26 protein-coding genes, 1 tRNA gene and 1 rRNA gene are annotated in these 26,707 nt (G+C 58.3%); 11 read left to right on the forward strand and 17 right to left on the reverse strand.

All coding sequences use genetic code 11. The features are described 5' to 3' along the window. Positions 1–46 precede the first annotated feature (46 nt). From rrf to NT131_03020, 9 genes are all read right to left on the reverse strand, one after another. Positions 47–167, reverse strand: a 5S ribosomal RNA gene (gene rrf / locus NT131_02980). Positions 168–197: 30 nt separating this feature from the next. Continuing rightward, positions 198–683 (reverse strand): DUF835 domain-containing protein, encoded by a 486-nt coding sequence (locus NT131_02985; protein MCX6650606.1) that lies wholly within the window; start codon positions 681–683, stop codon positions 198–200. A gap of 48 nt (positions 684–731) precedes the next feature. Further along, the gene (locus tag NT131_02990; protein MCX6650607.1) at positions 732–1,451 is read right to left on the reverse strand and encodes a DUF92 domain-containing protein; all 720 of its coding nucleotides are present in this window, start codon (positions 1,449–1,451) and stop codon (positions 732–734) included. Between the two features lie 26 nt (positions 1,452–1,477). Beyond that, positions 1,478–6,073 (reverse strand): PKD domain-containing protein, encoded by a 4,596-nt coding sequence (locus tag NT131_02995; protein ID MCX6650608.1) that lies wholly within the window; start codon positions 6,071–6,073, stop codon positions 1,478–1,480. 188 nt (positions 6,074–6,261) lie between these two features. Beyond that, positions 6,262–6,537 carry a hypothetical protein gene (locus NT131_03000; protein ID MCX6650609.1) on the reverse strand — a complete coding sequence of 92 codons (276 nt, stop codon included), beginning with the start codon at positions 6,535–6,537 and terminating at the stop codon, positions 6,262–6,264. Then, positions 6,534–7,064 (reverse strand): AAA family ATPase, encoded by a 531-nt coding sequence (locus NT131_03005; protein MCX6650610.1) that lies wholly within the window; start codon positions 7,062–7,064, stop codon positions 6,534–6,536. Before NT131_03005 ends, NT131_03000 begins: the two co-directional genes overlap by 4 nt. 57 nt (positions 7,065–7,121) lie before the next feature. Continuing rightward, positions 7,122–7,580 carry an aspartate carbamoyltransferase regulatory subunit gene (pyrI, locus tag NT131_03010; protein MCX6650611.1) on the reverse strand — a complete coding sequence of 153 codons (459 nt, stop codon included), beginning with the start codon at positions 7,578–7,580 and terminating at the stop codon, positions 7,122–7,124. Then, positions 7,580–8,509, reverse strand: a complete 930-nt coding sequence (gene pyrB / locus NT131_03015; GenBank protein MCX6650612.1) for an aspartate carbamoyltransferase — start codon at positions 8,507–8,509, stop codon at positions 7,580–7,582. The genes pyrI and pyrB overlap by 1 nt, the downstream gene beginning before the upstream one ends. 88 nt (positions 8,510–8,597) lie before the next feature. Next, a complete protein-coding gene (locus tag NT131_03020; protein ID MCX6650613.1) occupies positions 8,598–8,960 on the reverse strand; it encodes a hypothetical protein in 363 nt (120 codons plus the stop codon). 89 nt (positions 8,961–9,049) lie between these two features. Between NT131_03020 and NT131_03025 the strand changes: the two genes are divergently transcribed. The 7 genes from NT131_03025 (at position 9,050) to NT131_03055 (ending at position 13,172) form a co-directional block, all read left to right on the forward strand. After that, positions 9,050–9,277 (forward strand): sulfurtransferase TusA family protein, encoded by a 228-nt coding sequence (locus NT131_03025; protein ID MCX6650614.1) that lies wholly within the window; start codon positions 9,050–9,052, stop codon positions 9,275–9,277. Positions 9,278–9,314: 37 nt separating this feature from the next. Next, a complete protein-coding gene (locus tag NT131_03030) occupies positions 9,315–9,725 on the forward strand; it encodes a DsrE/DsrF/DrsH-like family protein (GenBank protein MCX6650615.1) in 411 nt (136 codons plus the stop codon). Positions 9,726–9,735: 10 nt separating this feature from the next. Continuing rightward, positions 9,736–10,035, forward strand: coding sequence for a sulfurtransferase complex subunit TusB (gene tusB / locus NT131_03035; GenBank protein ID MCX6650616.1), 300 nt, complete (start codon positions 9,736–9,738; stop codon positions 10,033–10,035). Positions 10,036–10,044: 9 nt separating this feature from the next. Further along, positions 10,045–10,299, forward strand: coding sequence for a hypothetical protein (locus NT131_03040; GenBank protein MCX6650617.1), 255 nt, complete (start codon positions 10,045–10,047; stop codon positions 10,297–10,299). After that, positions 10,250–10,525, forward strand: coding sequence for a DsrE family protein (locus tag NT131_03045; GenBank protein ID MCX6650618.1), 276 nt, complete (start codon positions 10,250–10,252; stop codon positions 10,523–10,525). The genes NT131_03040 and NT131_03045 overlap by 50 nt, the downstream gene beginning before the upstream one ends. Positions 10,526–10,572: 47 nt before the next feature. Beyond that, on the forward strand, positions 10,573–12,234 hold the full coding sequence (locus NT131_03050) for a DUF5591 domain-containing protein (GenBank protein MCX6650619.1): 1,662 nt from the start codon (positions 10,573–10,575) through the stop codon (positions 12,232–12,234). A gap of 404 nt (positions 12,235–12,638) precedes the next feature. Next, the gene (locus NT131_03055; protein ID MCX6650620.1) at positions 12,639–13,172 is read left to right on the forward strand and encodes a TATA-box-binding protein; all 534 of its coding nucleotides are present in this window, start codon (positions 12,639–12,641) and stop codon (positions 13,170–13,172) included. Between the two features lie 104 nt (positions 13,173–13,276). Here NT131_03055 and NT131_03060 read toward each other — a convergent pair. Continuing rightward, positions 13,277–13,348: transfer RNA gene (locus NT131_03060), tRNA-Gly, on the reverse strand. A gap of 148 nt (positions 13,349–13,496) precedes the next feature. Continuing rightward, positions 13,497–13,673: a hypothetical protein gene (locus NT131_03065; GenBank protein MCX6650621.1), complete on the reverse strand. Its 177-nt coding sequence runs from the start codon at positions 13,671–13,673 to the stop codon at positions 13,497–13,499. A gap of 255 nt (positions 13,674–13,928) precedes the next feature. On the opposite strand from NT131_03065, the gene NT131_03070 reads away from it, so the two are divergent. Next, positions 13,929–18,236, forward strand: a complete 4,308-nt coding sequence (locus tag NT131_03070; GenBank protein MCX6650622.1) for a tetratricopeptide repeat protein — start codon at positions 13,929–13,931, stop codon at positions 18,234–18,236. Here NT131_03070 and truD read toward each other — a convergent pair whose 3' ends face one another. Genes truD through NT131_03095 form a run of 5 tightly spaced genes read right to left on the reverse strand, consistent with a single transcriptional unit; the run spans position 18,237 to position 23,602 of the window. Continuing rightward, positions 18,237–19,547 (reverse strand): tRNA pseudouridine(13) synthase TruD, encoded by a 1,311-nt coding sequence (gene truD, locus NT131_03075; GenBank protein ID MCX6650623.1) that lies wholly within the window; start codon positions 19,545–19,547, stop codon positions 18,237–18,239. A 5-nt stretch (positions 19,548–19,552) separates the two neighbouring features. Continuing rightward, the gene (locus tag NT131_03080; protein MCX6650624.1) at positions 19,553–19,828 is read right to left on the reverse strand and encodes a DNA-directed RNA polymerase subunit L; all 276 of its coding nucleotides are present in this window, start codon (positions 19,826–19,828) and stop codon (positions 19,553–19,555) included. Positions 19,829–19,869: 41 nt separating this feature from the next. Continuing rightward, complete coding sequence (locus NT131_03085) at positions 19,870–21,627, reverse strand: ATP-dependent DNA ligase (GenBank protein ID MCX6650625.1); 1,758 nt, start codon at positions 21,625–21,627, stop codon at positions 19,870–19,872. Positions 21,628–21,667: 40 nt separating this feature from the next. Then, positions 21,668–23,227, reverse strand: coding sequence for a helicase-related protein (locus tag NT131_03090; protein MCX6650626.1), 1,560 nt, complete (start codon positions 23,225–23,227; stop codon positions 21,668–21,670). A gap of 51 nt (positions 23,228–23,278) precedes the next feature. Then, entirely contained in the window at positions 23,279–23,602 is a 324-nt protein-coding gene (locus NT131_03095; protein ID MCX6650627.1) for an iron-sulfur cluster assembly accessory protein, read from the reverse strand. A gap of 205 nt (positions 23,603–23,807) precedes the next feature. On the opposite strand from NT131_03095, the gene NT131_03100 reads away from it, so the two are divergent. Further along, on the forward strand, positions 23,808–24,245 hold the full coding sequence (locus NT131_03100; GenBank protein ID MCX6650628.1) for a GNAT family N-acetyltransferase: 438 nt from the start codon (positions 23,808–23,810) through the stop codon (positions 24,243–24,245). A 52-nt stretch (positions 24,246–24,297) separates the two neighbouring features. Further along, positions 24,298–24,759 (forward strand): fibronectin type III domain-containing protein, encoded by a 462-nt coding sequence (locus NT131_03105; GenBank protein MCX6650629.1) that lies wholly within the window; start codon positions 24,298–24,300, stop codon positions 24,757–24,759. A 33-nt stretch (positions 24,760–24,792) separates the two neighbouring features. Here NT131_03105 and NT131_03110 read toward each other — a convergent pair whose 3' ends face one another. Next, complete coding sequence (locus NT131_03110; GenBank protein MCX6650630.1) at positions 24,793–25,755, reverse strand: DHHA1 domain-containing protein; 963 nt, start codon at positions 25,753–25,755, stop codon at positions 24,793–24,795. A 212-nt stretch (positions 25,756–25,967) separates the two neighbouring features. On the opposite strand from NT131_03110, the gene NT131_03115 reads away from it, so the two are divergent. Then, entirely contained in the window at positions 25,968–26,693 is a 726-nt protein-coding gene (locus NT131_03115; GenBank protein MCX6650631.1) for a hypothetical protein, read from the forward strand. The last annotated feature ends 14 nt before the right edge of the window (positions 26,694–26,707 follow it).

The following is a 26,707-nucleotide window of genomic DNA, read 5'->3' on the forward strand; positions in this document are numbered from 1 at the left end:
AATAAAACATCCCGATATTCAAGATGAAATGAATGAAAAGTAAGGAGGCTGACAGCGTTCCAGGCTTCCCGTGGGCTCGCGCACCACAGTACAACGGAGAACGCGGGCGGGCTTAGCTTCTGGGATCGGACGAGACCAGGCGTATCCCCGCCGCGATGGCCGTCAAACCATCCTTAAGCCCAGTGAAAATGACCAAGCTATTTAACTGTTTCTGAGGGAACGGGGCCGAAAAGCTGCTCCGGTTCCTCCAGCACCACCATCTCCCGTTCCAGGAAGGCCATCTCCTGCTTGGTGAAGTCCTCTGGGTCGGCGAACATGAGCACCAGCCCGCGGTTCACGCAGGCCTCCTCGCACAGCCGTTCGACGAAGTTGGTGATGTCGTGGAACTCGTTGCCCTCCCTCAGGGCCTTCAGCCCGAATATCACCACCGCCTTTCCCTCGCCACGCCTCAGATGCCTGGTGAGCTCACGCAACAGGGTTATGAGGCAATCCGTTTTGATGGCCCGGTCCTCCTGTTCCGGCTCTAGAACGGTCATCTCGGTGTCCGAGGGGATGGGGGCGGTTTCCGGAGCCACCAGGACCGGGTCTAACCCCGCCTTGACCAGGCGGTGGATGAACGCCGATGCGGTTCCGGCCTCTCCATGCAGGATAAGATAAGCCCCGAAATCATCCAAGCTCGCCATGTCTCGAACCATTGAAATTTAATCATATAGACCTTCTTAACAGTTTGTTCATAAAAGCACAATAAGCGAAATAATCGCTCCTAAGGCCATGGAGGTGATGTTGTTCCCTAGCTTGCTCACCCATCCCTTGGTCTCCAGAGTGGCCCCGATAAGACTGTCGATGAAGCAACCGGATATGCCCATCACGATTGGTACGAGCACGGCCACCTGGGGAACGGTGCCTATTATCACCATCCACCCTACCAAGGCGGCGAAGGCGCTGGCCACGAGGGCCCAAGCCGTGCCGTACAAAGACACGCCGCCGTCCACACCCGGCGTGACCTTTTTAAATGTGGTGACCATGTAGACGCGGTCGGAAAGTATGCCCAGCTCGCTGGCGGTGGTGTCGGCCGCGGCCACGCAGATGACGCTAAGATAGACCAGTACGGGTATCTGTCCCTCCCAGCCACCGAGATAGCTGACGACAGCCACCAGCGCAGGCACAGCCCCGTTGGCTACGACGTTACGATAGGAGCGTTCGCCCCTTTTCCCTTCCTGCACCCCCTTCTTGACCTTCAGGTCCATCTTGTACCTGGTGACCACGAAACCTGTCAAGGCGAACAGGATCAGGACGAAGAGCCATCCTATGCCGCCGAAGACGCCGATGATCATGCCCATGGCGAAAGAGGCCAGGCTGCCATCATAGGTCAGCAGTCCCAGCTTCCAGGAGAGCAGGCATAGCGTAGCGCAGAGCACGAGGACGATGATCACATCTTCAATCGAGATCATTCTCCCTCACTCACGACCAAGCGATATTAAAGGGAATCCCCGTCCTTGCGCCGGAGGCGGTCCAGGGGATTGGCCCGTTGGAACATGGGCTTTGTTTCCTCTCGTATTCCGCGCACCTTCTCCAGGTTCCCATCCCATTCCTTGAGCACTTCTGAGTAACCGTCCTCTATACTGTCCAGGACCTTCAGCATGCGCTGCGGGGCACTGCCGGCCCGCTTGCCGCTCAGCATCACGGCCAGGAAGAAGTCGTCCTTGCGTTCCACCAGCAATTTTCGCTCCCCGAAGTCCATGCGACTGAGCACGGTGGAGATCTCGTCCTTGAACGAATCGCGCACGAAGTTCTGCAGAGCGATGAGCATGCCGCCCAGTATATCGTCGTCCATCCCCGGCTTAAGGCGCCTGGTCTGATGCGCCAATAAAGTGCCGTCGTGGTACATAACGAAGACCTCGTCGACTATGGGCCGGGACAGGAAGAGGTAGATCAGCAGGATCAGCAGGGCGATCAGCAGCACCGCCGAGGTGAGCACGAACAGGCTGGAATCCTCGTACTCCACGGAGATCGTTAGGATAGCAGTTGTAGATACATGCCCGGCCAGATCCTCGGCGATGATGCGGTACGATATTTCCGCAGTATGGTTCTGGGCCGGGATCTGGCCGATGTAGATGCCGTCGCCCTCCGGGGTCATGAGGACGGTCCTGGTGACGTTATTGATGGTGTATTCTAGTATCACCGAGTCCACGCCCACCGCGTCGGTCACGTTAGCTCGGATGATTATGGTCCGCCCGACCGTGCCCTTCAACACTGGTTCGTTGAGGGAGATGACCGGCGGAAGCAGGTCGACTGTCACGTTCCTGGTCTTGGAAACCGCGCTGTTGTGATCGTCCTTGACCTCCAACTTGACAGAGTAAATACCATCGGAGAAGGTGTGATATGTGGAATTGGAAGTGCTCCAGGAACTCCATGTGCCCTCGAAGTTCCAGCGATACTGCAGGATGGGCTGATCGTTGTCCGTATCCGAGGAAAGGGCCGCGGAGAAGCTCACGTTGCCCGTGGCCTGGTCGATGGTGAACGAGTAATCAGCTGTCGGTGCTGGGTCTGTGATGAGGACCATGATGTACGCTTCAGCGTAACTGTCCCCATCCCACACGCGGACGGTGACCTTGTAAGAGCCCGAGGAGTTATAGCGATGGTAAGTGGAGTTGAGATTGGTCTCCTGGTCCGCTTGGAAGGTGGGGGTCTGGAAGTCCCACTGATACTTGGATATACCATCCCAGCGTTCCGTGGCCATGACCGCGAAGGTAATCTCGTCCCATTCTTGATAGGTGCTTAACCCATCGGAGGTGTAAAGCCGGACGATGGAGGGGGTTGTATCCTTGACTATCAAGGTCCTGGTGACGGACTCGACGTTTCCATCGACATCTGTCACTGTCAGGGTAACATAGTAAGTGCCGTTGTCCACATAGATATGATGGATGGTCACGTTCGATGTCTCGTTCAGCCAAGTACCGTCCCCAAGGTCCCATGTCCATTTGACGATGGGATTGATGACGAAGCTGCTGCCATCGATGAAAGAGACATCCTGCCCCTCTTCGGGGGATTCCACGGAGGTAAGGAATTCGGTCACAGGCGCCGAGTCCTGAACCACCATCTCCTTGCTCACAGAATCCATGCTGCCATCGATGTCCCAGACCGTCAGAACGACCAGGAAAGTCCCGTTGCACGCATAGGTGTGGTGTACGGTTCCATTGGAGGTGGCGTTCACCCAGGTCCCGTCGCCAAGGTTCCAGCTCCAGCGGATGATGGCATCGGCAGTATAGGAGCTGCCATCGATGAATGAGACCTCCTGCCCTTCTAAAGGAGAGTTTATTGACGCATTGAAAGCTGCTGTGGGTGAGGAATCCTGAACCACTATCACCTTAACTGTCAAATCGGTACTACCATCGCTGTCATGGACGGTCAAGGTGACTGTGAAGGTGTCGTTCCATGCGTATGAATAGAAGACCGCTTGGTCCGTCGTCTGGTTCAGCCAGTTGCCGTCACCGAAGTTCCACTCCCAACTGACGATCGGATCGGAGGGGGAAGTGCTCAGGTCAATGAACTGGACCGGCGAACCCTCCACCGGGGCCGGATCCTGCGAGTAAGTGAAGTTAGCCACCGGAGCCCGGTCCCCGATGGAAACGGATATGGTCGTTACGTCCCAGCCACCCCACGGGTCGCTTACGTTCAGGACAACGGTGTAATCACCGTTCTGCTGGAACACATGGCTAGTGCGAACTCCAGTGCCGGTGGACCCGTCGTCGTCAAAATCCCAATTGTAGGCCAGCCGGTCAATGTCGGATAGGGAGTCCATGCTTCCGTTGGCGTTGAACCACACCTGCTCTCCTTCCAAGAAGCCTGTACCTTCGACCTGGCCCATGGCGATGGGCGGGAAGTTGTTCTGGTAATAGTAGGATACCGTACGAGAAGAGATGGAGTAAGCTATCAGGTCGTCCTTTTGATCCCCATTCATATCCCCGGCCATTACGACCGCCGATGAGGCTCCAACGGTTTGCATGGTAACGAGGACCAGGCTGGAAGAGGTAACATCGAAACGATAGGCCATCAGAGTGGAGTTGCCGCTTATCAAGGCCAATTCATTAGAACCGAGATCATCCAGGTTTCCAATGGTCAGGTCATCTATCCCCTGCCCAGGCACCAGCTTCAGGGGGAATTCGGGGGCCCCAGAGAACCCTCCCGCATATTGTAAGAAGACGTAGAGCGTGTCCGACGAGTGCGTGGCCAGGTCCAATCGCCCATCACCATTGAAATCCTCGCTTACCAGACCGCCTATATGAGGCACGATGGTCAATAATGTCCTCGCCGTGCTTAGGAAAACGGGGGAGGACGGCTGTTGATGGTATATCTCAACCCTGTTAGAGGTCGCGTTCACGATGGCGATATCCGCAAGGTCATCCCCATCGCCAGTGAGATTCCCTATCTCCACCGATGAGACCTCGCTATCGGCCAGAGGAAGGACGAATCTGTTACTGGCGCTGAACGGCGTGGCCGTTCCGGTGTTCCAGTACACCTCCAATCCACCCGTGCAGCCAAGGACCAGGTCCCTCCTCCCATCATGGTTGAGGTCACCAAAGCCCAATGACCTGGAAGGCATGGTTACGGTCAACGAAGTACTGCTTACCGATGAGAAAAAGGTGGTCTTTCCCCACCAGATGACGACCGATGTGGCGTTGGACCAAACGAGCTCGTCCTTACCATCTCCATTGAGGTCGTCGGACGATAGGGCCGTCACTCCTCCGGGCGCATTTAGCTGCCCCAGAGGTGTGGAGGAGGTCCTATAGAAGTAAGCCTTTTGGGTCGCCTGGTCATAGAACACCATCTCCTCCAGAAGGTCCCCATTGAAATCCCCCACGGTCGTCAATGCGGAGCTGATCGAATCGATCACCAGGTTGTCATTGGCATTGGATATTGCCGCGGAAGAATGGTAATAAATGGTGAAGCTGCCAGCATTCGCGGTTGAGTTACAGATCACCACCAGGTCGCTCGCTCCATCTCTGTTCATATCCTGGGCCAGCAATGACACAGGACCGTTGGGGGTGGGTGACGAAATTGAGTTGGAATACCTCCAGATGGGACTGCCAGATGGTGTATTGAATATTGTGAGGTTATGGCGGTAATCCGATATCCTAGCGAGGTCAAATGTGCTGTCAGGATTGTTGAGCACCACGGTCATTCCGGTGACATCGGGCTGGTTGGGGATCTCGTCCACGAATTCAGCGAATAGGCTGGAGGCGTTAGTGTAACGCAATACTCGAACGATAGGAGTGTCCGTCACGGGCAGGTTCTGCGCCAGGGCCATGATAAGTTCCTCCCGGTTATCGCCGGCAATTTGTTCGACAAGGAGGGAGGTGGCGATCACATCGTTAATCGGTCCGATAAGGGTCCAGGAAGCTCCAGTAGAAGCGTCATTGCGATATCCAGCGACCTTTTTGGCTGTCCCGTCACCGATGACCAGGTCCTGACGCCCATCTCCATTGAAGTCGCCCATGGTCATCAGGTCGGGGCTGTACATCTCCGATGGGAGCGATTTAATGGTCTGACTGTAGTTGTTGGGGGTCGTCGATCGATATACGGCGAAGCCAGCCTGGTAGCCGGGATCATCCATGGAATAGAGGGCGACCACATCCAACCAGCCATCTCCGTTCAGGTCGTGCACCAACACGTCCTTCTGCTTCAGGGAGTTATAGAAGTATTTGGCCGCAGGGGAGACGGATGAGAAGTTGTTCTTTTGATAACATATAATTATATTTTCACCACTATCGTAATTCAAGCTTACGACGAGGTCGGCCTTACCATCCTTATCCATGTCCCCAGACGCCAGACCGGTAGGTTGCCAATCGAAGGTGATCGTACGGGATGGTGCGGATGAAAAGGCATAGGTCTCGTTTGCCAGGAAGATATCCAAAACGTTCGACCCCTCATAGATGATGGCCAGGTCGACCCGGGTATCGGCGTTCAGGTCCGCTGCGATGTGCTTCAAAGGGTTAGCCCTGACGACCACGGTCTGGGAGAAGGTGTCGAACAAAGCACCATCACCTAGCAAACCGGGGTTAACCTCTGACAATGGGGTTTGGCTCAACTGATCACTGGGGGCTATGATACCCGGAAGGGTCGTGCTGAGAAGGAATAAAACTAACAGCACAGCTACGGCTGAACGATTCATGCCCACCCCTTGTCGTTTGATATTCATATACGTTGATAAATAATTTGCTAGTTCTGGGTACCCCTGTCCAGCAGAAAGTGAAAAAACGGTCACGAGGGCTCTTTGATCAGGAGGGCAAAAAGCCTTCCCGTCAGTTCCTTGGCCTTCGCCTTGTCGTTCAAGGGATGGTAGAGGAAACGCCCGCTAGGATAGATGGTCACGTTCAGCCCATCGACATCCGTCACTATGTATAGCTCGTGCTGCTCAACGGAAAGCCCAGCGGCCTGCAGGTTCTTCACAGAAACGTTCAGGTCGAACCTCTGGCGTTCCATGGGCACGGCCGATATAGAATCGGTGTGGCAGATCCTCTCCACCCTGAACTTCATCCCCGTATCTCCTGTAGCAAGGCGGCCGCCTCCTTGCGGAAAGAGCATAGGTCGGACTCGTTGATCAGAACGATGTCCGCCAAGGCGATGGTCTCTCCCAGGCCCCAGCTCAGCTCCCGACGGTCCCTCTCCTCGAACTCTTTAATGCTTTTAGGGGCGTCCGCCCTGCCCCTTCCGACCAAGCGGAGGTAGCGCGTCGCTGGAGAGCTGTGGATCGAGATGATCTTGACCTCTTGACCGAACGCTTCCCGGAAGACACGCACCTCGGGCATCCCCCGGCACCCGTCAATGATGGTGTCCCCGGTACCGACCAGGGGAACGATGCGCTTGGCCCAGATGTCGTACCCGTACCGCTCCCGCTCCTTATGGGCGAACTTGCCGACGTCCTGTGCGGGAACGTCATGTTTGGCCGCCTCCGCCCGGACCACGTCGCCCATGCGACGGACCTCGAACCCCAGGCCCAAAGCGACGGCGACCAGTTCCTCCTTGCCCGCCCCAGGCATCCCAGTTAGGATGAAAACGCACATCTTCCTCGCCCTGTCGAACGCTCGATCAAATAATGAATGGCGAAAAGGTTTGCCGGCCTACATCAGGTTCTCGGCGATATCGTCCACCAGCCGGTCACAGTAAATGCAGCGCAGCACCGGCGGGTTCTTGGATTCCACCACGAACTCCGGTTCCACTGGTTCGTTCATGTTGGTGATGCAATTGGGGTTACTGCAGCGCGCTTTTCCAACCACGCGCTCCGGCATCTTGACATTGTACTTCTCCGCCACGTTAAAGTCGCGGATGATGTTGATGGTGGCCTTCGGCGAGATCAGCGCTATCTTGTCGACCTCCTTGGGGTCGAGCTCGCGGTCCTCCACCTTCACCACGTCCTTCCAGCCCTCCTTCTTCGAGGGCACGTGCATCAGCACGCTCACCGGGGACTGCACCTTGCCATCGGTCATGCCGATGATGCGCAATACCTTGAGGGCCATGCCGCAGTCGATGTGGTCTATGACCGTTCCGTTGCGGATCGGTGTTACCTTGAACTCCTTCATCACAGCTCACCTCCCAGGACCAGATTGAGCAAGGCCATTCTCACGGGGACCCCATTGAAGGCCTGCTCGAAGTACTTGGCGTGCGGCGTCTCGTCCACCTCCGGGTCGATCTCATCCACCCGGGGCAACGGATGCATCACGATGAGGTCGCTCTTGGCTTCCCGCAGAAGCTTGCGGTCCACCCGATAGGTGCCGGCCACCTTCTGGTACTCGGCCATGTCCGGGAACCTCTCCTTCTGTATGCGCGTGACATAGAGCACGTCCGCGTCGGCGATGGTCTCCTCCAGATGATTGGTCAGCTTCGGTTTGCAGCCCAGCCTCTCCACCTGCTTCACCGTCTCCTTGGGCATCTGCAGGGTGGGCGGGGCCACGAAGGTCAGTTCCACCCCGAAGGAGGCCAACGCCTCCGCCAAAGAGTGCGCCGTGCGCCCATACTTCAGGTCGCCGACCATGACTATCTTGAGCTTTTCGAAGTCCTTCTTGACCCGTTTGATGGTGAAAAGGTCCAGGAGCGTCTGGGTCGGGTGCTGACCGGCTCCGTCCCCGGCGTTAATGACCGGCTTGGACGAAAACCTGGCCGCCAGCCTGGCCGACCCCTCCCGTGGATGCCTAATGACGATGATGTCGGAGTAGACCTCCACCATGCGAATGGTATCGGCCAGGGACTCGCCCTTGGATATGGAGCTCATGGACGGTACCCCCAGATCGGTGATGCTGCCGCCCAGGCGCATCATGGCGCTCTCGAAGGACATGCGGGTCCTGGTAGAGGGCTCGAAGAAAAGCGTAGCCAGGATCTTCCCGTCCAGGGCCTTGGACCGCTTCTCCCCCCGAGCGTAGGGTATCATCTTTTCGGAGTATTCAAGGATCTGCTCGATCTGTTCTCGGTTCAGATCACGGATCGACACGATGTCCATGCCTGTGAAGCTCATGCTCTCGTTGTTGAATCCTCAAGACCGTATTTGACTCTTGGGATAGTGTGGGAAGGTTACCGGGCAGGTCTCAGTAGAAAAAAGAACATCACTTGGGTTCTCCGCTCTCGAAATGCTCGAGGGCGGACCTCATCTTTTCATACCATTTGTCCACGCAGCTCTGCAGCTTGTCCCGCAGCTCGGAACGGCTGATGGCCCGGTACACGTGATAATATCCCCCGCGCGGTATGCTGCGGGTCTCCCTGAACACCATGCCGCAGGTCAGCATCTTCTGCAACGCCCGGTAGACGGTGGAGCGGTCCTTGCCCATGAGGTCAGATAGCTCGTTGGCGTTGACCGGTCCGGTCTCCAGCAGGCGTTCGTACACCTCCACCTCGAAACCGTTGAGGCTGTAGGCGCATTGCACCAGGTCCTGACAGTTGTTGATCTTCCCTATGGATTCCGGCAGCATAGACCCCGCTCCTTTCCTAAGAAAAGCTTATAAACTAACAGTTATATATAATTGTTGCACAACCGTGCAAAACCGTTAAGGTGAGTTCAATGGATAAGAATGATATGCTTGACGCCAAGGGCCTCATGTGTCCTATGCCTATCGTGAAGCTTGCCAAGAAGATGAAGGAAATGAAGGTCGGTTCCGTCCTCGAGTTGATCGCCGACGACGTGGGGGCCAAAGAGGACGTGCCCGCGTGGTGCAGTCGGACCGGCAACGAGCTTGTGGGGCAGAAGGAAGAGGGCGGCAATTTCTACTTCTACATCAAGAAGGTCTAGTAAATAAGATGGATATCGATATAACAGGGTGATGAAAATGGCAGAGAGCAAGAAATTCGCTATAGTGGTGTCCGAAGGCACCTTCGACAAGGCCATGATGTCCATGATGATGGGCAACACCGCGGCCAGCATGGGGATAGACACGCATATCTACTTCACCTTCTTCGGCCTGAACCTGCTGAAGAAGGGAGCAAAACCGAAGATGCCCGGGATGTTCCGGTTCTTCACCGGCATGATGGTCAAGAAGATGAAGGGCATTGGCATAGAGGGATTCCAGGAACAGCTGGCCATGGCCAAGGACCTAGGCATCCACTTATATGCCTGCGGCACCTCCATGGAGATAATGGGGGTCAAGAAGGAGGACCTCATCGAGGGTGTTACCATACTCGGAGCTGCGGCCTTCCTAAACGTCGGCATGGATTCCGACATGCAGCTGTTCATCGGCTGAAGGTGATAGCGTGAAGTCCAAGCTGTTCATGATGCTGAAATCGCCCCACGAGTTCACCGGGATGGACCTAATAAGGTCCATCGGCGCAGGCTCGAGCACCGCCGCCATCCTCTTCGAGGACGCGGTGATTTTCGCGGCCAACGCCAAGAAGGGCCAGGAGCTGCAATCCGCGGTTAAGGATGTGTACGTGATAAAGGACGACTGGGAGGCCAGGGGCCTTCCGTTGGCCATGACCAGTTTCAAGCTGATCGACTACCCCGAAGCGGTCGACCTCATCATGGAGAGGTACGACCAGACCATAACGGTGTGAGGTGACAAGATGAAGACCATGGTGATACAGGTGAGGACAGGTACCATGATGAACATGGACACCAACATCGCCGTCAAGCTGGTCCAGGCCGCTCTCGATAAGGGATACGGGGTGCGCATATTCGGGTACGGCGAGGCCGTGACCCTGGTGAAGGGTAACCAAGCCCCCGTACGGGTTCGAAGAGGCCTTCGCCGGCCTGCGTGCCGGACTAGGCATGCTGGCATCAGGACAGGTCCCGGTCTCCAATGCATTGTTGGTGGGTGAGGGCACGCTGAACGCCGTGGCTGCCCAGAAGCCCGAGGCCATTAAAATGCCTTCTAACATCGAGGCCATCAACGACCTGCTGGACTTCGAGGCCAAGGTCTACGTCGTCCGCGAGGACCTACAGCGCATAGCCGGTGACGTACCCTTGCTGGAGGGCGTGGAGCTCATCGATTGGGAGAAGGCTCGCCAGGTCATCGCCGAGCATGACATGGTCACCACCTTCTAAACCCCTTCAAACCATCCTTTTTTAATAGGCAGAGCAATCACCGTTTTATGTTGGAGCTGCTGGCCAGGTCGGGTACCTCCCGCCGGTGCCGCTGGACCGTGGAAGGCGCCTCGGCGGAAACGCCGGGCGTCTTCACCGTGAACGGCGGTGAGCAGGAACTGAGCGTCACCGCGGACCCCGACGGCCTGAGATTGTACTTGGACGGGAGGTCGGTCCTGCAAGCGGCCGGGAACGGTCTGACGTTCCCCCTGCGCACACGCGGCTCCAAGAACGAAGCGTGCCTGCCCCCGACCCCAACGTCCTCGGACGTGGCCGTGATAGAGGGGTCCTTCGAGCTCCGGCGCGACGCCCGGGCGTTCGTAGAGGCGATCGTCTCCCTGAGAAAGGAGGTCGGTCGCTCTCAGCTCATATACGTCCCGGGTATGGCCGACGTATCCAATGTCGCCCTCCTGATCTATCTGGGTGTGGACCTTGTGGACACCGCCCTGGTGGACCACCGCGCCGCGCTAGGACAGGCCTCGCTCCCGGAAGGCAGCGTCTCCGTGGAAAAGGCCCCCTGGGCCTTGGATGGGGAGGACAGCCTGATGCTGCTGAACCGCCGGGCCTTGCGGAAGGAGCTGGACCTGGTCATGCACATGATAGCCGCCGGCCGGATGCGGGAGTTCGCCGAGCTGCGCTGCCATTCCAACCCCTGGAACGTGGCCGCCCTGCGCATATTCGATGAAGATCATTATGAGCATCAGGAGGAGGACTACCCGCTGGTCGGTCCCCGTTTCTACTGCAACGCCAAGCAGTCCTTGGTCCGACCGGACGTCCGCCGCTTCAGAGAGACGGTGAAGTCCAGGTTCCACCGCCCTGACCATCGCAAGATACTGTTGCTCATCCCCTGTTCGGCCAAGAAGCCGTACTACACCTCCAAGAGCCACCAGCTGTTCCGCCAGTTGCTCTATGAGGTACCTAATTCCCAAGTGGTCCAGGAGATGATCGTGACCTCTCCGTTGGGCGTGGTCCCCCGGGAGCTGGAACTGTTCTATCCCGCGGCGCAGTACGACATCCCGGTCACCGGCCACTGGGACAAAGAGGAGCAGGCCATGGTCCAGCACATGGTGCTGTCCATGGCCAACCAGGGCTACGACCACGTGGTCATGCACCTGGGCGAAGAGGAGAGCATCATCCAGGAAGTGCTGGACGGGACCGTGACCGCGGAAGGGTCACCCACCTCCAACGAGTCCCTGAGCAGGCTGAGGGAGACCCTCAAGGTGCTGTGCTCAGGATACCAGATGGTGGACCCGTCGCTCGACCGCTGGGCGGCCATGTCCTCCGTGGCCGGATACCAGTTCGGGCCAGGGAGCGAGGAGCTCATGCGCGACACCCGCGTGATGGGCAACTATCCGTTTATGAAGATCATGCACCACCAGGAGCAGAGAGGCATGCTGAACCCGGAACGAGGGATGATATCGCTGACCCTGGAAGGGGCCGAATCGATACTGCCGCTGATGCCCAAAGTGGTAATGGGCGACTTCGAACTGAAGGGCAGCCTGTTCGCCGTAGGCGTTCAGGAGGCCGATTCCCGGATCAGGGCCGGAGAAGAGGTGGCCATAATTCACAACGGGCAACTGGCCGGAGTGGGCGTGGCGAACATGAGCGGAAAGGAGATGACGGAGATGCGCCGCGGTGAGGCGGTGAAGGTGCGGCACAAACGCAAATGAGATGGCACTTTCACTTCCTTTTATGATATCCAGTCACATTTTTTCACATTCGGTCTTCAGCCACCTCTCCCCTTCCTGGCTTTAATACTCGTGTAGCGTACCTTGGATTACAGGCAAGAACGCCTATCACGATGAATACCATCCCAAGGTGGAGGGAGGCATAAGGCCCCGCTTCCCCCGCCTTACCATTTCTCCCCTATTTTCTTTAAATAGCGCCCAAATTATTGATCATGAACACACCAAAGGATCCATCTGGGAAGGGCATCTAAGGCGCAGAAGGTCAACAATCTTCGATACGGTCCGGTCCTTTAACATCTTACATACTATCTTCAGAAAGTGTCCAATATGACATATAACACTCTCGATTTACTTAAACCGAGGCGATTGTCATTTCAAATTACTCCATCCAGAATGTCGTAGCATCTGCAAATTTGGGAACGGAGCTCAACCTCACCGAACTCGCACTTAATCTGAACGGGGCCGAATATGAACCCGAAACCTTTCCGGGACTGATCTTTCGGATCAAGGAACCCAAAACGGCGACCCTTCTCTTCCGCAGCGGAAAGCTCGTCTGCACCGGAGCGAAGACCCTGGAACAGGTAAATAGTGCCATAAAAAATGTGATAGCCAGCATCAAGAAGACCGGGGTTAAGATCAATGGACTCCCAACAGTCGAGGTCCAGAACATCGTCGCTTCGGCGGATCTCGGGCAACCGGTCAACCTTTCCTCGGTGGTCATAACCTTAGGCCTGGAAAGGGTGGAGTACGAGCCAGAGGTATTTCCCGGATTGGTATATCGTTTAACCGATCCGAAGGTCGTCATCCTTCTCTTCGGGTCCGGAAGGCTCGTTTGCACAGGGGCGAAAGTACCGGAGGACGTCGAGAAGGCGGTGGAGAAGATCAAGAACGAATTACGTTCGGCGGATCTGCTCTTATAGAAGATACCAATCCCTGAAATGAGAACAATTCGTTCAATGATTTCATTTCAGGCTTGAAAATATCGACAACCCGCCATAGCGGGATTGCTGGTAAATGTTAGGAGTGCAGGTGTCGGGATTCGAACCCGAGTGTTTAGCTTGGAAGGCTAAAATCCTAACCGCTAGATTACACCTGCGCGGTGCGCTCATAATGGAGATTTTATATTTTAACCCTTTCATAAACAATAAAACACTGGCAGTTCCAGATGTAAAAAAATAAAGTTTGAGGCTAGTGGAAAGGTAAGGGGGGACCATGCTTCCCACTAGAGTTCGTTCGTGGAACGCTTAACGGCTCATAACTTTCAGGTCATTGATGAGGTCCCAGACTGGAAAGGTGTCCTCGCCATGTTGATCCATTTGATAGGCCATCAACTTGAGGTCCTTGATGGAGTGGGTCTTCATCCATTCCTCGACATGACCGTCGTATTGTTGTTCCACGTGCGAATCCTCATTTCGCCTCATTTGCATCCCATCCGTCCGACTTTCGTCGGACATATTGGTTATAGTGTCCTATGGTATATATATTTTACTAAAACGCATATCCAGCATCTAAATAATTACCTTATAATGGGTCAAATATTCAAAATAACAACTGTCAGACAAAACTGATATAAACGTATGACATTACGATATTTGGGTCCTCACGACAAAGATATTAATTGTCCGGACCCCATTGAAGTCAGTGCAGGTGGAGAGATGGGATTATTTGGAGGGTTGGTGGACGGCGAGAAAAGGGCGGTCAGCAGGACCATGAAATCGCTCGAACTGGTGGACAAACACCACCAGGCCAACGAAGCTGACCGGGCCAAGGCTGAGCTGGACCGTGCCCGCGCACATCTGGAGAGCATTGACCTCAAGTCCTGCGCTCGTCCGGACGAATATCGCGCTGCGGCCGCCCGCCTTTCCAACGCTTATCTGGAGAGCAGTCTCCCCATTCCGGCCAAAGAGGTGCTGTTGAGACTGACCAGTTCCGTCCCTTCCGACAGGAACAGCGCACTCCTTCTGGTATCCCTATATCGAAGACAGGGCATGCCAGAGGACGCGGTCAAGGTGATGGACGACTTCATCTCCCGCAACCCCAAGGACCGGTTGGGCCACGTGGCCAGGGCCGAGCTCCTTGAATCCCTCGGGCATCTTCCCGAATCTTTCCAGGCTCTGCTCAAGGCCCTCGAGGTCGATCCCCTTGAGGAGAGCACTTACGAGCTCATCTTAGAGAAGGTGGAGAAGACCGAGCTGAAGGCCTCATGGAAAGGGCGCAAGGCTTCGGCGCTATTGCACAAGGAAAAACCAGAGACCGCCCTGGCCGAGATAGAAACAGCTCTATCTCTGGCACCCCAGGATACTGGCCTGATGATGATCAAGGTGGACATCCTGGAAGAACTGCAGCGCCTTGAGGAGGCCCAGGACCTGCTAGAGGAGGTATTGATCCGGGATAGGGACAATCCCCGGGCCAACCTGAAGATGGCCAGGCAGGCGCACCAAGGCGGGGACGACGTCCTGTCGCTAGAACACTACAAACGAATGCTGCGCACCGACCCCGAATCCGATACTGGTTGGAACGAGGTGGCCGCGCTGCTGTTCAGCCTGGAAAGGTACGAGGAGAGCCTGCTCTCCTATGAGCGCCTCAGGGAGGTCAGCCCGGAGGACAGCAAGGCCCTCTACGGGCGGTGCACCGTGCTGGCGGCCATGAACGACCGGGCGGGCTTCGACATCGCGGCCGCTGACCTGTTACAGGCATGCAACGACCCTACCGCTCACATTTTCGTGGCCGACACCCTGATCAAGATGGAGGACGAGGCCGCGGCCTTGGAGGTCCTCGGGAAAGCGCAGAAGGCCTTCCCCAAGCAGCTGGACATCATGGACCGCCGCCGGAGCATCCTGTTGAAACAGAGCAAGTTCCAAGAGGTACTGGCCCTCAGCGAGGAGCAGCTGGCCATCAAACCGGACCACCTGCCGGCGCTACGCGACAAGGGAACGTCCGAACTGTCACTGGGCCGGGTGACCGAGGCCATAAAGACCTTGGAGAAGGCCTTGAAATCCTTCCCTGACGACCCGGAACTGCTCGATACCCTCAAGGAGAGCTACAAGCAGGCTGGCCGGGACAAGGACGTGGCCGACGTCTGCGACCGGTTGCTGAAGCTCGATCCGAACAACACGGAAGCCCTCTTTGACAAGGCCGTGGCCACCGACCGCCTGGGGCGAAAGGAGGAGGCCATTGCCCTCTATGGGCAGGTGCTGACGCTGGACCACAACGATGTTGACGCTTCCAAGGGCATAGCCGTGGTGCTCTTCTCGCTTGAAAAGTACGAGGACGCCCTGGCCCGGGCGGTGCAGGGCAGCCTACACGACCCCGGACAGCTGGTATTGTGGCGCATACAGGCCGATTCGCTGTTCATGCTTAAGCGTTTCGAGGAGGCGGTCCAGGCCTACAACAAAGCCATCGCCCTGGCCCCCCAGGACCGGAAGGCCATCTACCAGAAGGGGCTGTGCCTGGAAAGCCTGCGCCGTTTCGAGGAGGCCATAGTCTGCTATGACCAAGCCCTTTCATTGGACCTCAAGGACAAGAACGTCTGGATCAGCAAGGGGATTGCCCTGGAGTGGCTGGAAAGGTTCGAGGAGGCCTTGGGCTGCTATGACCAGGCCATACTCCTGGAAAAGGAAGGCCGCTTCGTGCACGCCCGCCGGGGACAGGTGCTGGCCAAACTGACGCGCTACGAGGAGGCGGTGCAGTCCTTCGACAAGGCCTTGGAGACCGGGCCCAAGGACCTCGAGGTGCTGGCGGCCAAGAAGAGCAGCCTGAAGTTCCTGGGACGCAACGAGGACATCATCAAGGTCTGTGACCGCATCGTCAAGCTGGACCCCAAGAACAAGGTGGCCTGGATCGACCGGGGGGTGGCCCAGTTCCGCCTGAACAACCACCCGGAGGCGGTCCGTTCTTACGACCGGGCCCTGGAGATCGAGCCAGGGGACATGCAGGTGCTGCAGCTGAAGCGCAACGCCTTGGTGGCCAAGGGCGACGCCGAAGCGATAAAGAAGGTCTGCGAGGACATACTCCGCATAGACCCGCGCAACAAGTCCGCCCTGATCGATAAAGCTGGCGCACTGGAGAAGCTGGGCCGGCTGGAGGAAGCGCTGGCAACCTTCTCCTCGGCCATCATGCTGGACGAGTCCGACCCCCTTCTGTACAAGGGCAAGGGCCGGGTGCTCATGGCCATGGGCAAGTACGGCGAGGCGGCCGAGGCCTATGACATAGCCTTCACCCTGAACCACGACGTGGATTCGCTGGCCAGCAAGGGCCGGGCCATGCTGATGATGCGCAACTACGAGATGGCCTTGAACCTCTTCGAACAGTGCGTGTCGCTCGACAGTTCGGTGGCCAGCTACCACTCGGACCGCGGCCGGGCCCTGGCCTCGTTGAACCGCCTGCAGGAGGCGGTGGAAGCCTTCGACAAAGCGCTGACCATCGACCGCTCCGACGCCCAGACCTGGAAGTACAAGGGCAACGCCCTGTACCGGCTGGGAGAGATGGAGAACGCCCTGCTGTGCTTCAACCGGGCCATGGACCTGGGGGTCGATGAGTTCGGTATCTACAAGTTGCGGGGGAAGGTGCTGGAGGAAATGGGCCGCCACGAGGACGCCATGGACTCCTACGCCAAAGCGCTGGCCCTGGAACCCTCCGAGGCCTCCGTCCTGGAGAGCATGGGCCTGTTGGAGGACAAGATGGGCAACCCCGAGAAGGGCTTCGCCCTGTTGGAGAAATCACTGTCCATCGATCCCCGTAACCGTCACGCCTGGATGGAGCGGGCCGATCTGGCCGAGCGGCTGAAGCGCGACGACGACGTGGTGCGCAGCTACGACAACGCCATCGGCCTGGACCCCAGCGACCCCGCCGCCTGGAACGGGAAGGGCTTCGCCCTGCTGCGCCTGGGTAAGTACGAGCAGGCCCGCCGGGGTTTCGAGAAGGCGCTGGAGCTCAACCCCAATATGACCTCGGCCACCGAGGGCCTGCGCATGGCCGACGGCAAGCATCGCGAAAGCCAGGTGTCGGAGATGGCCGGCAAGGTGCTGGAGTTCCAGTATCGGAACGGAAGGCGCATGGGCAAGGAGGAGGTGTTCCGGGAATGCAACGTCCCCTATCAGATGCTGGACGACGTCTTCGCCTACATCGATCAGCGCGAGTACGTCGACCCGGCGCAGCTCCCCGACGACGAGTGCACCTCGCTGGAGATGCAGTCCCGGACGGTGTTGCGGACCACCGACCGCTCCGCCCGCAGCGGTCAGGGCGGGCTGTCCCTCTCTGACGTCTACTCCTCTCTGCCGGAAAGGGACATCGACCAGGCCAGGCGCGTGCTTGGCTACATCGAGGGGGTGAACGACATCGACTTCACCTACGTCAATCCGGACCAGGGGACGGAAAAATTGTTGCGCACCGCCCTCAACATGCCGGAGGAGAAGCGCAACCTGTTCTCCCTGATGGAAGGGCTGAACATCGGCGTGTACAAGGCGCGTAACATCATCGCCATCATGGGTTCTTTGAAGGCCGGGGAGCGCCCGGCGCCCATGCCCCGTTCCAAAGGTCAGAGGGCCGCCTCCGCCACCCGCAGCACCGACGACCTGTTCGTGGAGCAGCCCAAGCGCAAGAAGCAGACCAAGGCCGACGCGGTCTTCCTGCCGGACGACCGTTCCCAGTCGACCGAACGCGCGGACCGCGACGGCCTGCGCCTCTTCGGTTCGGAGGAAAAGGAGCTCTACGACACCTTCTATCCGCCGAAACCGACGGCCAAGAAGCCGGAGAAGGCCGACGACATGGACGGCCGCCGCTGCCTGTTCCACGGAGCGTTGGCCGTATCGGCCTGCCCCAACTGCAACAGCATGCTCTGCAAGGAGTGCCTGAGCGCCGGCAAATGCCCGCGCTGCGGCCACGTCCTGGGAGAGAGGCCGACGAAGATGAAGGCCGCCGAGGAGCCAGAGAAGAAGGTTCCCGAGGCTCCGGAGCCGGAGGACAGGGACTGGAGCAGGCTCTGATCAATAGTCGCCTATGTCCGATTTCATGAACTCCCGCAGGAGCACCGTGGCGTAGCACCCCTTTCCCAGGAAGAAGGAGGCGGTGAACTCGTCCTGACCTACGTCCAACTTCAGGTCCCGGTATTCGCAGATCAGCTCGCGCCGGGAGCCTTTGGACGAGCAGTGCGGGATGGCCGGCACCAGGAAGTCCTGCGGCGACAGCCCCTCGCGCTCGATGGCCTTCCTCTCCATCTCCCCCATCTCCCCCATCTCCCCCTCCGCCAGCACCGATTCCGAGCCAAAGAGCGTTCCGGAGACGAAGGCCCGGCGGTCGCGCACCTGCCGTTCCACCAGGTCCAGGTTGACGGTGGTTACTGGCACCTGCTTGTCGTGGTCGGGGTTCCCGTCCTTGTCCGCCGGCAGGACCACGTCGCCAACGATCGGGGCGTTCAGAGGTATCCCCCTGCGCATCCTCTCCGAAAGCACCAGGTTGAACAGGTAGGACTGGTAGGCGTGCACGAACATCATCTGCAGGTTCGGCGGCAGCACGCATATGGCCCCGGCGAAATCTCCCGGATTCCGTTCGAGGAAACCGATTACCATGCGCTCGAAGGTCAGCTTCCAGGGGAAGTCGCGCAACGCCGCTGTGTAATCGCGGTCCCTCTGCAGGGCTTCCCGGGCCGCCCTCGATTGCTCGTCCTCCTCCTCGCTGGGATTGCCGATGTACAGCAGCACGGCCTGCTCCAGGTCGCCCTTCACGATGGCCCGGCCGACTAGGTGCGTGACCGGCCGCACGGTACCGAAGCGCTGCACGCCGAAGAAATTGGGAAAGCCGCCCAGGCCGTGCAGGGACGCCTCCGTCCCTTCCAACGACGAGCGCAGCTCGTCACCGTGAAGGTTCGTGTCCCGGACGCGGATGGTGAAGCGGTTGCCCACCAGGTCCCCGATGGTCATGCTGCGCTTGGCCATGTAGCCGTCATTGATGCTGACCTGCGAGAGGCGAAGGGCCATGACGCTCTCCACCGGAGCCTGGAAGGACATCAGCTGGGTGGTCACGGCCCGCTTGTCCTTGGTGCCGGCGAACCCGATGAGGTTCCTGGAGATGCCCAGCGATTTCGACAGGTGCCGGACCAGGCGGTTGGTCTCCCAGTTGGTGGCGGTCACACGAGCTACGCACACCTTGCCGTCGGGCTTGGTCGGGGGATACTTGGAGACCTCGTCGACGACGAAGTCCTCGGCGGCGGCCTTGAGTTTTCCTCCACTGCCAGGAGTTTCAGAAAAAAAGACCTCTAGACCGATGTTGCGTTCCCGGTCGCCACTGGTCTGAACCATGAAAATTACTTCAGGTCCTTCTGTAAAGCTTCCCTGGCCTCCTTGAACTCGTTGGTCAGGGACTTCGCCGTCTTCTTCAGGGCCGATTGGGGCTTTCCGGTCTTGACCCGGATGTAAAGGGTGGGATCTTCCAGTTGGCTGTGGCCTATGGTGTACTTGACCTCGGCCACGTCCTTGTCCTCCAGCAGTGCCTGTACCATGGGGGTGATCAAGGTCATGTCCGCTCCCTTGATGCGGACCCTGATGGAGTCCTTTTCCTTCTCTAAGAGCTCGATCTCCATGAATTGGACCAATATGGGAGGGGGCTATAAACCTTTTGACATCACTCCACCCGTTTGAGCTGGGCCTGGTACATGGTCAACAGCTCCTGGCTGGTGGTAGCCTCCCGCCCCTCCTTGTCGTCCCGGAAGCGCCCGGTGAAACGCGGGAAACGGATGGCCAGCCCGGAATCCTTCCTCACCGAGCCGAAGGAGCAGGTGTGTATCGGCGACAAAGTTATCTCAGCCCCCCTGACCTCCAGAACCAGGCGGGGCTGGAACCAGTAGTCGGCCACCATCTTCGAATCCACTAGATGGTGCTTCTCCGCCAGGCGGTCCCCGGCCAGCATTTCCAATAGCGAAGCCAAGTTGGCGTCGTCGAAGCCGCTGCCCAGCTTGGAGACCGTTTGGAAGGTGTCCGTCTGCGCGTCGTAAGTGGCCATGAGCAGGGCGCCGTAGAACCCCTTGCGTTTCCCCCTTCCGGCGAAGGCGCCGACCACCGCCAGGTCTACGGTGTCGTTCATCTCCGAGCGGTACTCCTTCTTGTACTTGATCCACAGGAACCCGCGGTTGCCGGCGCGGTAGACGGAACTTTCGGCGATGGACTTGGCCATCAGCCCCTCGCAGCCGTCCTTTATAGCTTCCTGAAAGAAGACCTGAACTTCATCAGCGGAAGAGAGTACGCGAATCTCCGATAGCTTCACTGCGTCGTCCGGACTGACCATCGAACTCAGCGCTTCCCTTCTCTGCAGGAACGGCCGGGCGGTGAGGTCCTCCCCGTCCTTCAGGATGCAGTCGAAGAGGCACATCTGGACAGGGTAGTCCTCCACCGCCGCCTCCAGCCCGTACTTGCGACCCCGGCGATGAGATACCTCCTGAAATGGGAGGAACTCCCCGGTGTTGAGGTCCACCGGCACGCACTCCCCCTCTACGATGGTGCTCTCGGCCACCACGGCCTTCTTCAGGGCGGCCACCACGTCCGGGAACTGCGACGTGAGATCGTCCAGCTTGCGCGAGTACAGTCGGACATCGCCCTGGCATATGTGCGCCTGGACCCGGACACCGTCGTACTTGTACTCGAAGGCGCAGGTCCCGCCCATCTTCTCCAGTATCTCCTCCGGCGAGGACATGCGCTCGGCCAGCATGGCCCGCAACGGGCGGTTCACTTGGACATGTATGTCCTTGACCCCGTCCAGCCCGTGCAATGCCATCTCCTCGGCCACCAGCCCCAGGTCGGAGGAGACGTTGAAGGCGCGCTCCACCACGTCCCGGTCCTCCTTGGTAGCGAAGGCGGAAGCAAGGGCGTCAAGGACGGTCATGGAGGAGACGCCCAGGCGCATCCTCCCGGTTATGACCCGGGAAAGGAACTTGGCCTCGGAGGACGAGGAATCGCTCAGCAGCTTGGACATCAGCTTGATCTTCAGGTCCTGCGAGCCTCCGCCCTCCGTCCGGGCGATCGATTCCAGAGTCTCGTAGGTACTCTTGAGCGTCAAAGGCTCGGAGAACAGGGTGGTCTGCTTCTTGCTGGCGAAGACCTGCTGGGCCACCAACCCGGGGTCTCCCTCCTTCAGCATGAGCTCCTGCACCTCGCTCTCCTTGGTCCCGGAGGCGAAGGCGATGGCCTTGAGTATCATCTTGTCGGCCATTCCCAGCTTCAAAGGGTAGAAGTCCGGGTAGAGCTGTCCCTGCGTCAGGTAGGTGGCCATCCTGATCTCGAGGGGATCGAAGCGGCGAAAGGCCTCGGCCAATATCTCCGTCATCTCCAGCCTGGAAGAGGTGGCCTCTAACCTCTCGTAGGTGTCGGCCAGTTCCCGGAAGAGCATGCTTATGCCAACGACTCGCGATTATTTAATTCATGACCAGCTAGAAATCGCCCAAGTTGCGCTGGCCTCCCTTGGAACGTTCCCCGGACAGCTCGTCCTTCATGGTCTCCAGGCGGCGACGCATGGTCTTCTCCTTGTTCAGGCTGGAGAAGTAGTACGCTTCGTCCTTCGTTCCTTTGGTGATAAAGATGACCACCTTCCCCGCCCGGGAACGCCCGGTGCGGCCGCGGCGCTGGATGCTGCGGATCTCCGAAGGCACCGGTTCGTAGAAGACGACCAGGTCGGTGCTGGCCACGTCCAGCCCTTCCTCACCGACGGAGGTGGCCACCAGCACGTTGAACTCCCCCTGACGGAATCGTTCCAGCACTCCCACCTGCTCCTTCTGTTTCAACCCCTTCTCTCCCTTGCGGTCCGACTGGCCGACCAATTTGGCCACGCGGGCGCCCTCCACCTTGGAAAGCTTGGAGGCCACCAGCTCGCAGGTGTCGCGGTAATGCGTGAAGACCAGTATCCGAGAGGACGGGCTCTCGCTGATCTGCCTGGCCACCACGTTCATTACCCGTGAGAGCTTGGGGTGCTCGGCCTTCACCGACTGGGCCATGTCCCATATCTCCTGGAAGTGGGACGAGGACACTATGTCGCGCGAGGCCTTGGAGCTGGTGTCGGAAGAGACCTCATCCTTCATCCTCTCCAGATACGCCCTCAGGGCGGTCATCCCTTGCGTCTCCACCAGGTCCAGGGCGTGCTCCACCTTGACTACCTTGGACTGGACGCTGACCGCTTTGAAGAGGGTGCGGCTCTTCTCCCCGGAACGCAGCCGGGCCTGCCAGGTGGCCGCCATCTCCAGCAGGTAGCGCTTGTTCAGCACCCGGTCCTTGTCCACCACGCCCAGCGCGACCAGTTCCTTGGCGTACTCCTCGTACAGCGCCCGTATGGTCCCGGCGATGCGGTTCATCTCCAGAGGCAGCTCCACCTCCACCCAGTCCATGCGCACGGAATGGACGTACTTGGTCACGTCCGGGTCCTTCTCCGTCCGCACCTCGATGTCCTTGATGTTGAGGTTCTGGCAGACCTCCTTGACCTTCCCCTTGTCGCTGCCGGGGGAGGCGGTCATGCCTAGGACCAGTCCATCGTACTCCATGTACTCCTTGGCCACGTCTACGTAGGCGTAGTTGCCCACGGCCCGGTGCGCTTCATCGAATATTATGAGTTTCACGTCCTTGAGGTTTATTCGGCCCTGCCGGAGGTCGTTGGCCACCACCTGAGGCGTGGAGGCCACGACATCGTTCTCCAGAAATATCAATTCCCGTTCCAGGGGGTCGACCTCGCCGGTCATCATGCCGATGCGCTTCCCCTCGATCATGCTCTCGAGGGTACGCTGGTGCTGCTCCACGAGAGGCCGGGTCGGGGCCAGGAAAAGCACCTTTCCCCCCTTCTTCTGTAGCACCTCGGCGATGACCATGACCGCCACCACCGTCTTTCCCAGGCCGGTGGGGAGCACCAACAACGTGGAGGACCGGGAAGCACGGCGGGCCAGCTCCACCTGGTAATCCCGCAGCTGCACGCACTGCTTCCTGATCAGGGGGTGCTCAAAATACACGATGGGTGAATTGATGTTGGATAATAAAAGAAAAGGGGGTTGGAAGGGGGTTTAGTGGCAGCCGCCGCCGCAGGAACCGCAGCCGCCGCTGGCGTTGGGGTTGTTGACCACCAGGCCGGAGCCATAGGGGGTCTCCACGAAATCTAAGGTGCAGGCGTCCAGGACCTCCTTGGTCTCCCCGTCGTAGTATACGGAGAACCCGTCGATCTTCTGCTCGATGTCCCCCTCCTTGGCGTCCTTCTGGAAAGACATGCCGAACTGGGCTCCGGAGCAGCCCATCCCGGCCAAGTAGATCCTGATGCCGAATCCGGGCTTGTTGTTCTTGGCGATCAGATCCACGATGTACTTGCTAGCTTCATCGGTTACAGTGACCATCTTTAACTGCCTCTGAAAGTTTCAAAATAACAGCACATATATAAACAATTGTATGGATGCTCCATACTAGGTAAAAAATCGGGTCTCGAACCGAACGCACAGCCAAGTCGTCGACGGTATGACCGATTGTCCGGGAGCACGCCTCAGGTCATGCAGGATATCGACCTTCCTTAACTTTTTCTATGCGGGCGCGCTTTCCGGTCCGATGCGCTGCCGCCAAATGCTCAGGTCCGATCTTCCCGATCTCGTGGCCATGAGCCGGGAGAACATGGCCGACATTATCCTGTCATCCTGGGGAGAAGAGTGGAACGACGAGAAGCTGATGGAGCTTCTTCTCGACCAGCAGGTGACCACTTCCGTGTTGGAGGGAAACGATGGGATAATGGCCTATTACTGTATGGAGGAGATGGACGAGTACATCTTCATATCATCCTTCCAGGTCAACCGAAGATGGCAGGGCCAGGGGATAGGCACGCGGATGATGGAAATGATAGAGTCCACGGGCAGAAAGGAGGGCAAGGCCGGGGTGGAGCTGTGCGTGCAATCCACCAACGAACACGCCATCGAGTTCTATTATTACAACGGCTACGACCTCATGTACCGCAACGGCAACAACCTGGTCATGCGCAAGCGACTGGTCTGAGCCCCAAGATTTTAAATCGTCTCCGGAACATCCTTCGTCAAGGTAAGTCCATATGACCTTCCGCTGCCTACTGCCTTGCTGCTCACTGCTGGCCATAATCATACTTCTGACCGTCCCCTTGGCGCAGGCCCAGCCCTCGGCTCCGGAAGGGCTGCAGGCCACGGTGGGAAAGGATTACGTGGACCTAAGCTGGCAGGCAGTACCGGGGGCGGACTACTACGTTCTGTACCGCGGGGACCTGGACGAGATGGTACCCATTGCCAATCTCTACCCACCCTTCACCGCATTTCATAACAGCGGGCTGGAGGAAGGTTCCACCTACCTTTACTACGTAACAGCGGTCGATGGCGGGGAAGAGAGCTCCCCCAGCAACACCGTCTCCGTGACCGTCCCGCCGAAAGAGAACGAGAGCGTGATGCTGTCCATAATAGCGCTGATCCTCTCGGCCATCGCCATCCAGGTGTGCGTGGTCTTGCTTCTTTACCACTTCAAGATGAACATGAAGCTGAAGTGACGGACGGCACATCCCGTTCCTAGACCAACGGACTTAGGACACCTTTTCTAGAAGGTCGTCCAGGAAAAGCCCGTTGCTGCCCGTGGGTATCCTGGCCCCGGCGGCCTTGGGATGCCCTCCGCCGTCCACGCCGTTCTCGCTGGTGAACTCCTCCACGAACCTTCCGAGGTCGATGGAACTGGGCGATATTCCTCGCACCGATACGGAGGAGTACTTGCCCCGGGGGTTTATCATGACCGCATAGCCGCATCCTCGGCGGTGGGCCACCTCCACCAGCGCCCTGGTGCCGAAACCGTAAAGGGAGCGGTTGCGGTCCATCTCGTCCATGATGCCCAGCGGCCCGCGTACCTTCATGCAGCCGTCGACCTTGGCCAGGGCTCGCGGCCATCTTTTCTCGTTGATCACCTGGATGTAGCGGCGCTTGATCAGATCGATCTGCGAAGGCCACAGTCCCTGGGACAGCAGCTTCGCCGCGCTGTAGCGGAAACGGTCGTCCTCGATTATCAAGCGCCAGGAGAAGTCCAATACCATGGACTCCTGATCCACGCGCTGCATTCCATGCCTTCTCATCTCCTGGTCCAGCAGAGGGGTGGGCATGTACTCGACCAGGTCGGCCACCGCCACCAGCTTCCTCAGCTCGTCGTGGGGGTGCAGGTAATGGAACAGCACGTTGGCGGCGCTGACACCCTCGGTAACTAAGGTGGAACATTCCACTGACAAAGAGGAGGGGTGGTGATCGACCAGCGTCAGCTTCTGGCTAGAGCGACGGGAGCGCACCGCCTCCACCAGGTCGGGAACCGGGGCCAGATCGACCAGGTACAGCTCGTCGGATGTGATGTCCATCGCCAAGGCCTTGGCCCCGGCCACCGGGGAGGTTACAAAGGTGACCTTCGCATCTGGATATATGCTAAGAAAGATGGCCGCCGAAACGATGCCGTCAACGTTGCCTCTCGTGATAATATGTTTGTCCCGGTGGTCCCGCGATAAGCAGACCATTCCCATCCAGTAAGCATAATGAAACTCCAGGCTACTTAAATCTATTGTTATATATCTAAATTTAAATATGCATCGAAGCAACGCTTCATATCGTTTCGAGTCGTTGTCCAAATGCGCGTTCCAGCGACGCCCCCCCACGGGAATGGGCGTAGTGTGCAACTATGCTCAGCGGTTATATTCCCGCCGCAAGACTTCGCTGGCAGGTGAAATAAGTGACGGACGTTTCCTATAGGAATACCACCGAGGTCTACGACCGGGACAGTCTATTGCAGAAATGCTTCACCAGCGTCGGCGCGGAGCACGGCTTTTCGAACGTGAGCGCCAACTGGGAGAGCTTCAAGGAATTCAAGGCCACCTGGAGGCGGTGCTCGGAGAGCGCGGAACTGCACATAACCGATTACATGATGGACTCGGGCGCGGAGCTCATCACAGATCTGGCCCGCGGCATATTCGGCCGCATGGGGCGCGGAGGTGCCCGTGACATCTATTCCGAAAGGCTCCGGCAGCATTTCCTGAGCCCAGAGTTCATCCAAAGGAACCAGCCCCTCTACCTGAAACGGAGCCGGAACCTGGCCTACTGCCAGGCAGGCAGGGTGCACGACCTCGGTTCATTGTACCAGGACCTGTTGGACACTAGGCTGGTCAGCAAGGTCCCGGGATCCTATCTGACATGGACCAAGGGGGACAACCGGCAGAGGGTGGGCTACTGCAGCGTCATAATGCGCGTGGTGGCCGTAAGCCGGGTCCTGGACCGGAAGGAGATACCATCCTACGTCCCCAGCTACGTGCTGTACCATGAGCTGCTGCACCTGCAGAACGGACTGCGCTTCGGTTCCTACCACGACCGGGAGTTCCGGGAGCGAGAAAGGGTCCATCCGTACCATGAGGAGGCCGAACGCTGGCTGAGGAGGATCGTGGCCAAACCGCAGTTTCGGTGAGGTCACAACAATTC

The organism is Methanomassiliicoccales archaeon (assembly GCA_026394395.1).
Lineage (GTDB): Archaea > Thermoplasmatota > Thermoplasmata > Methanomassiliicoccales > UBA472 > UBA472.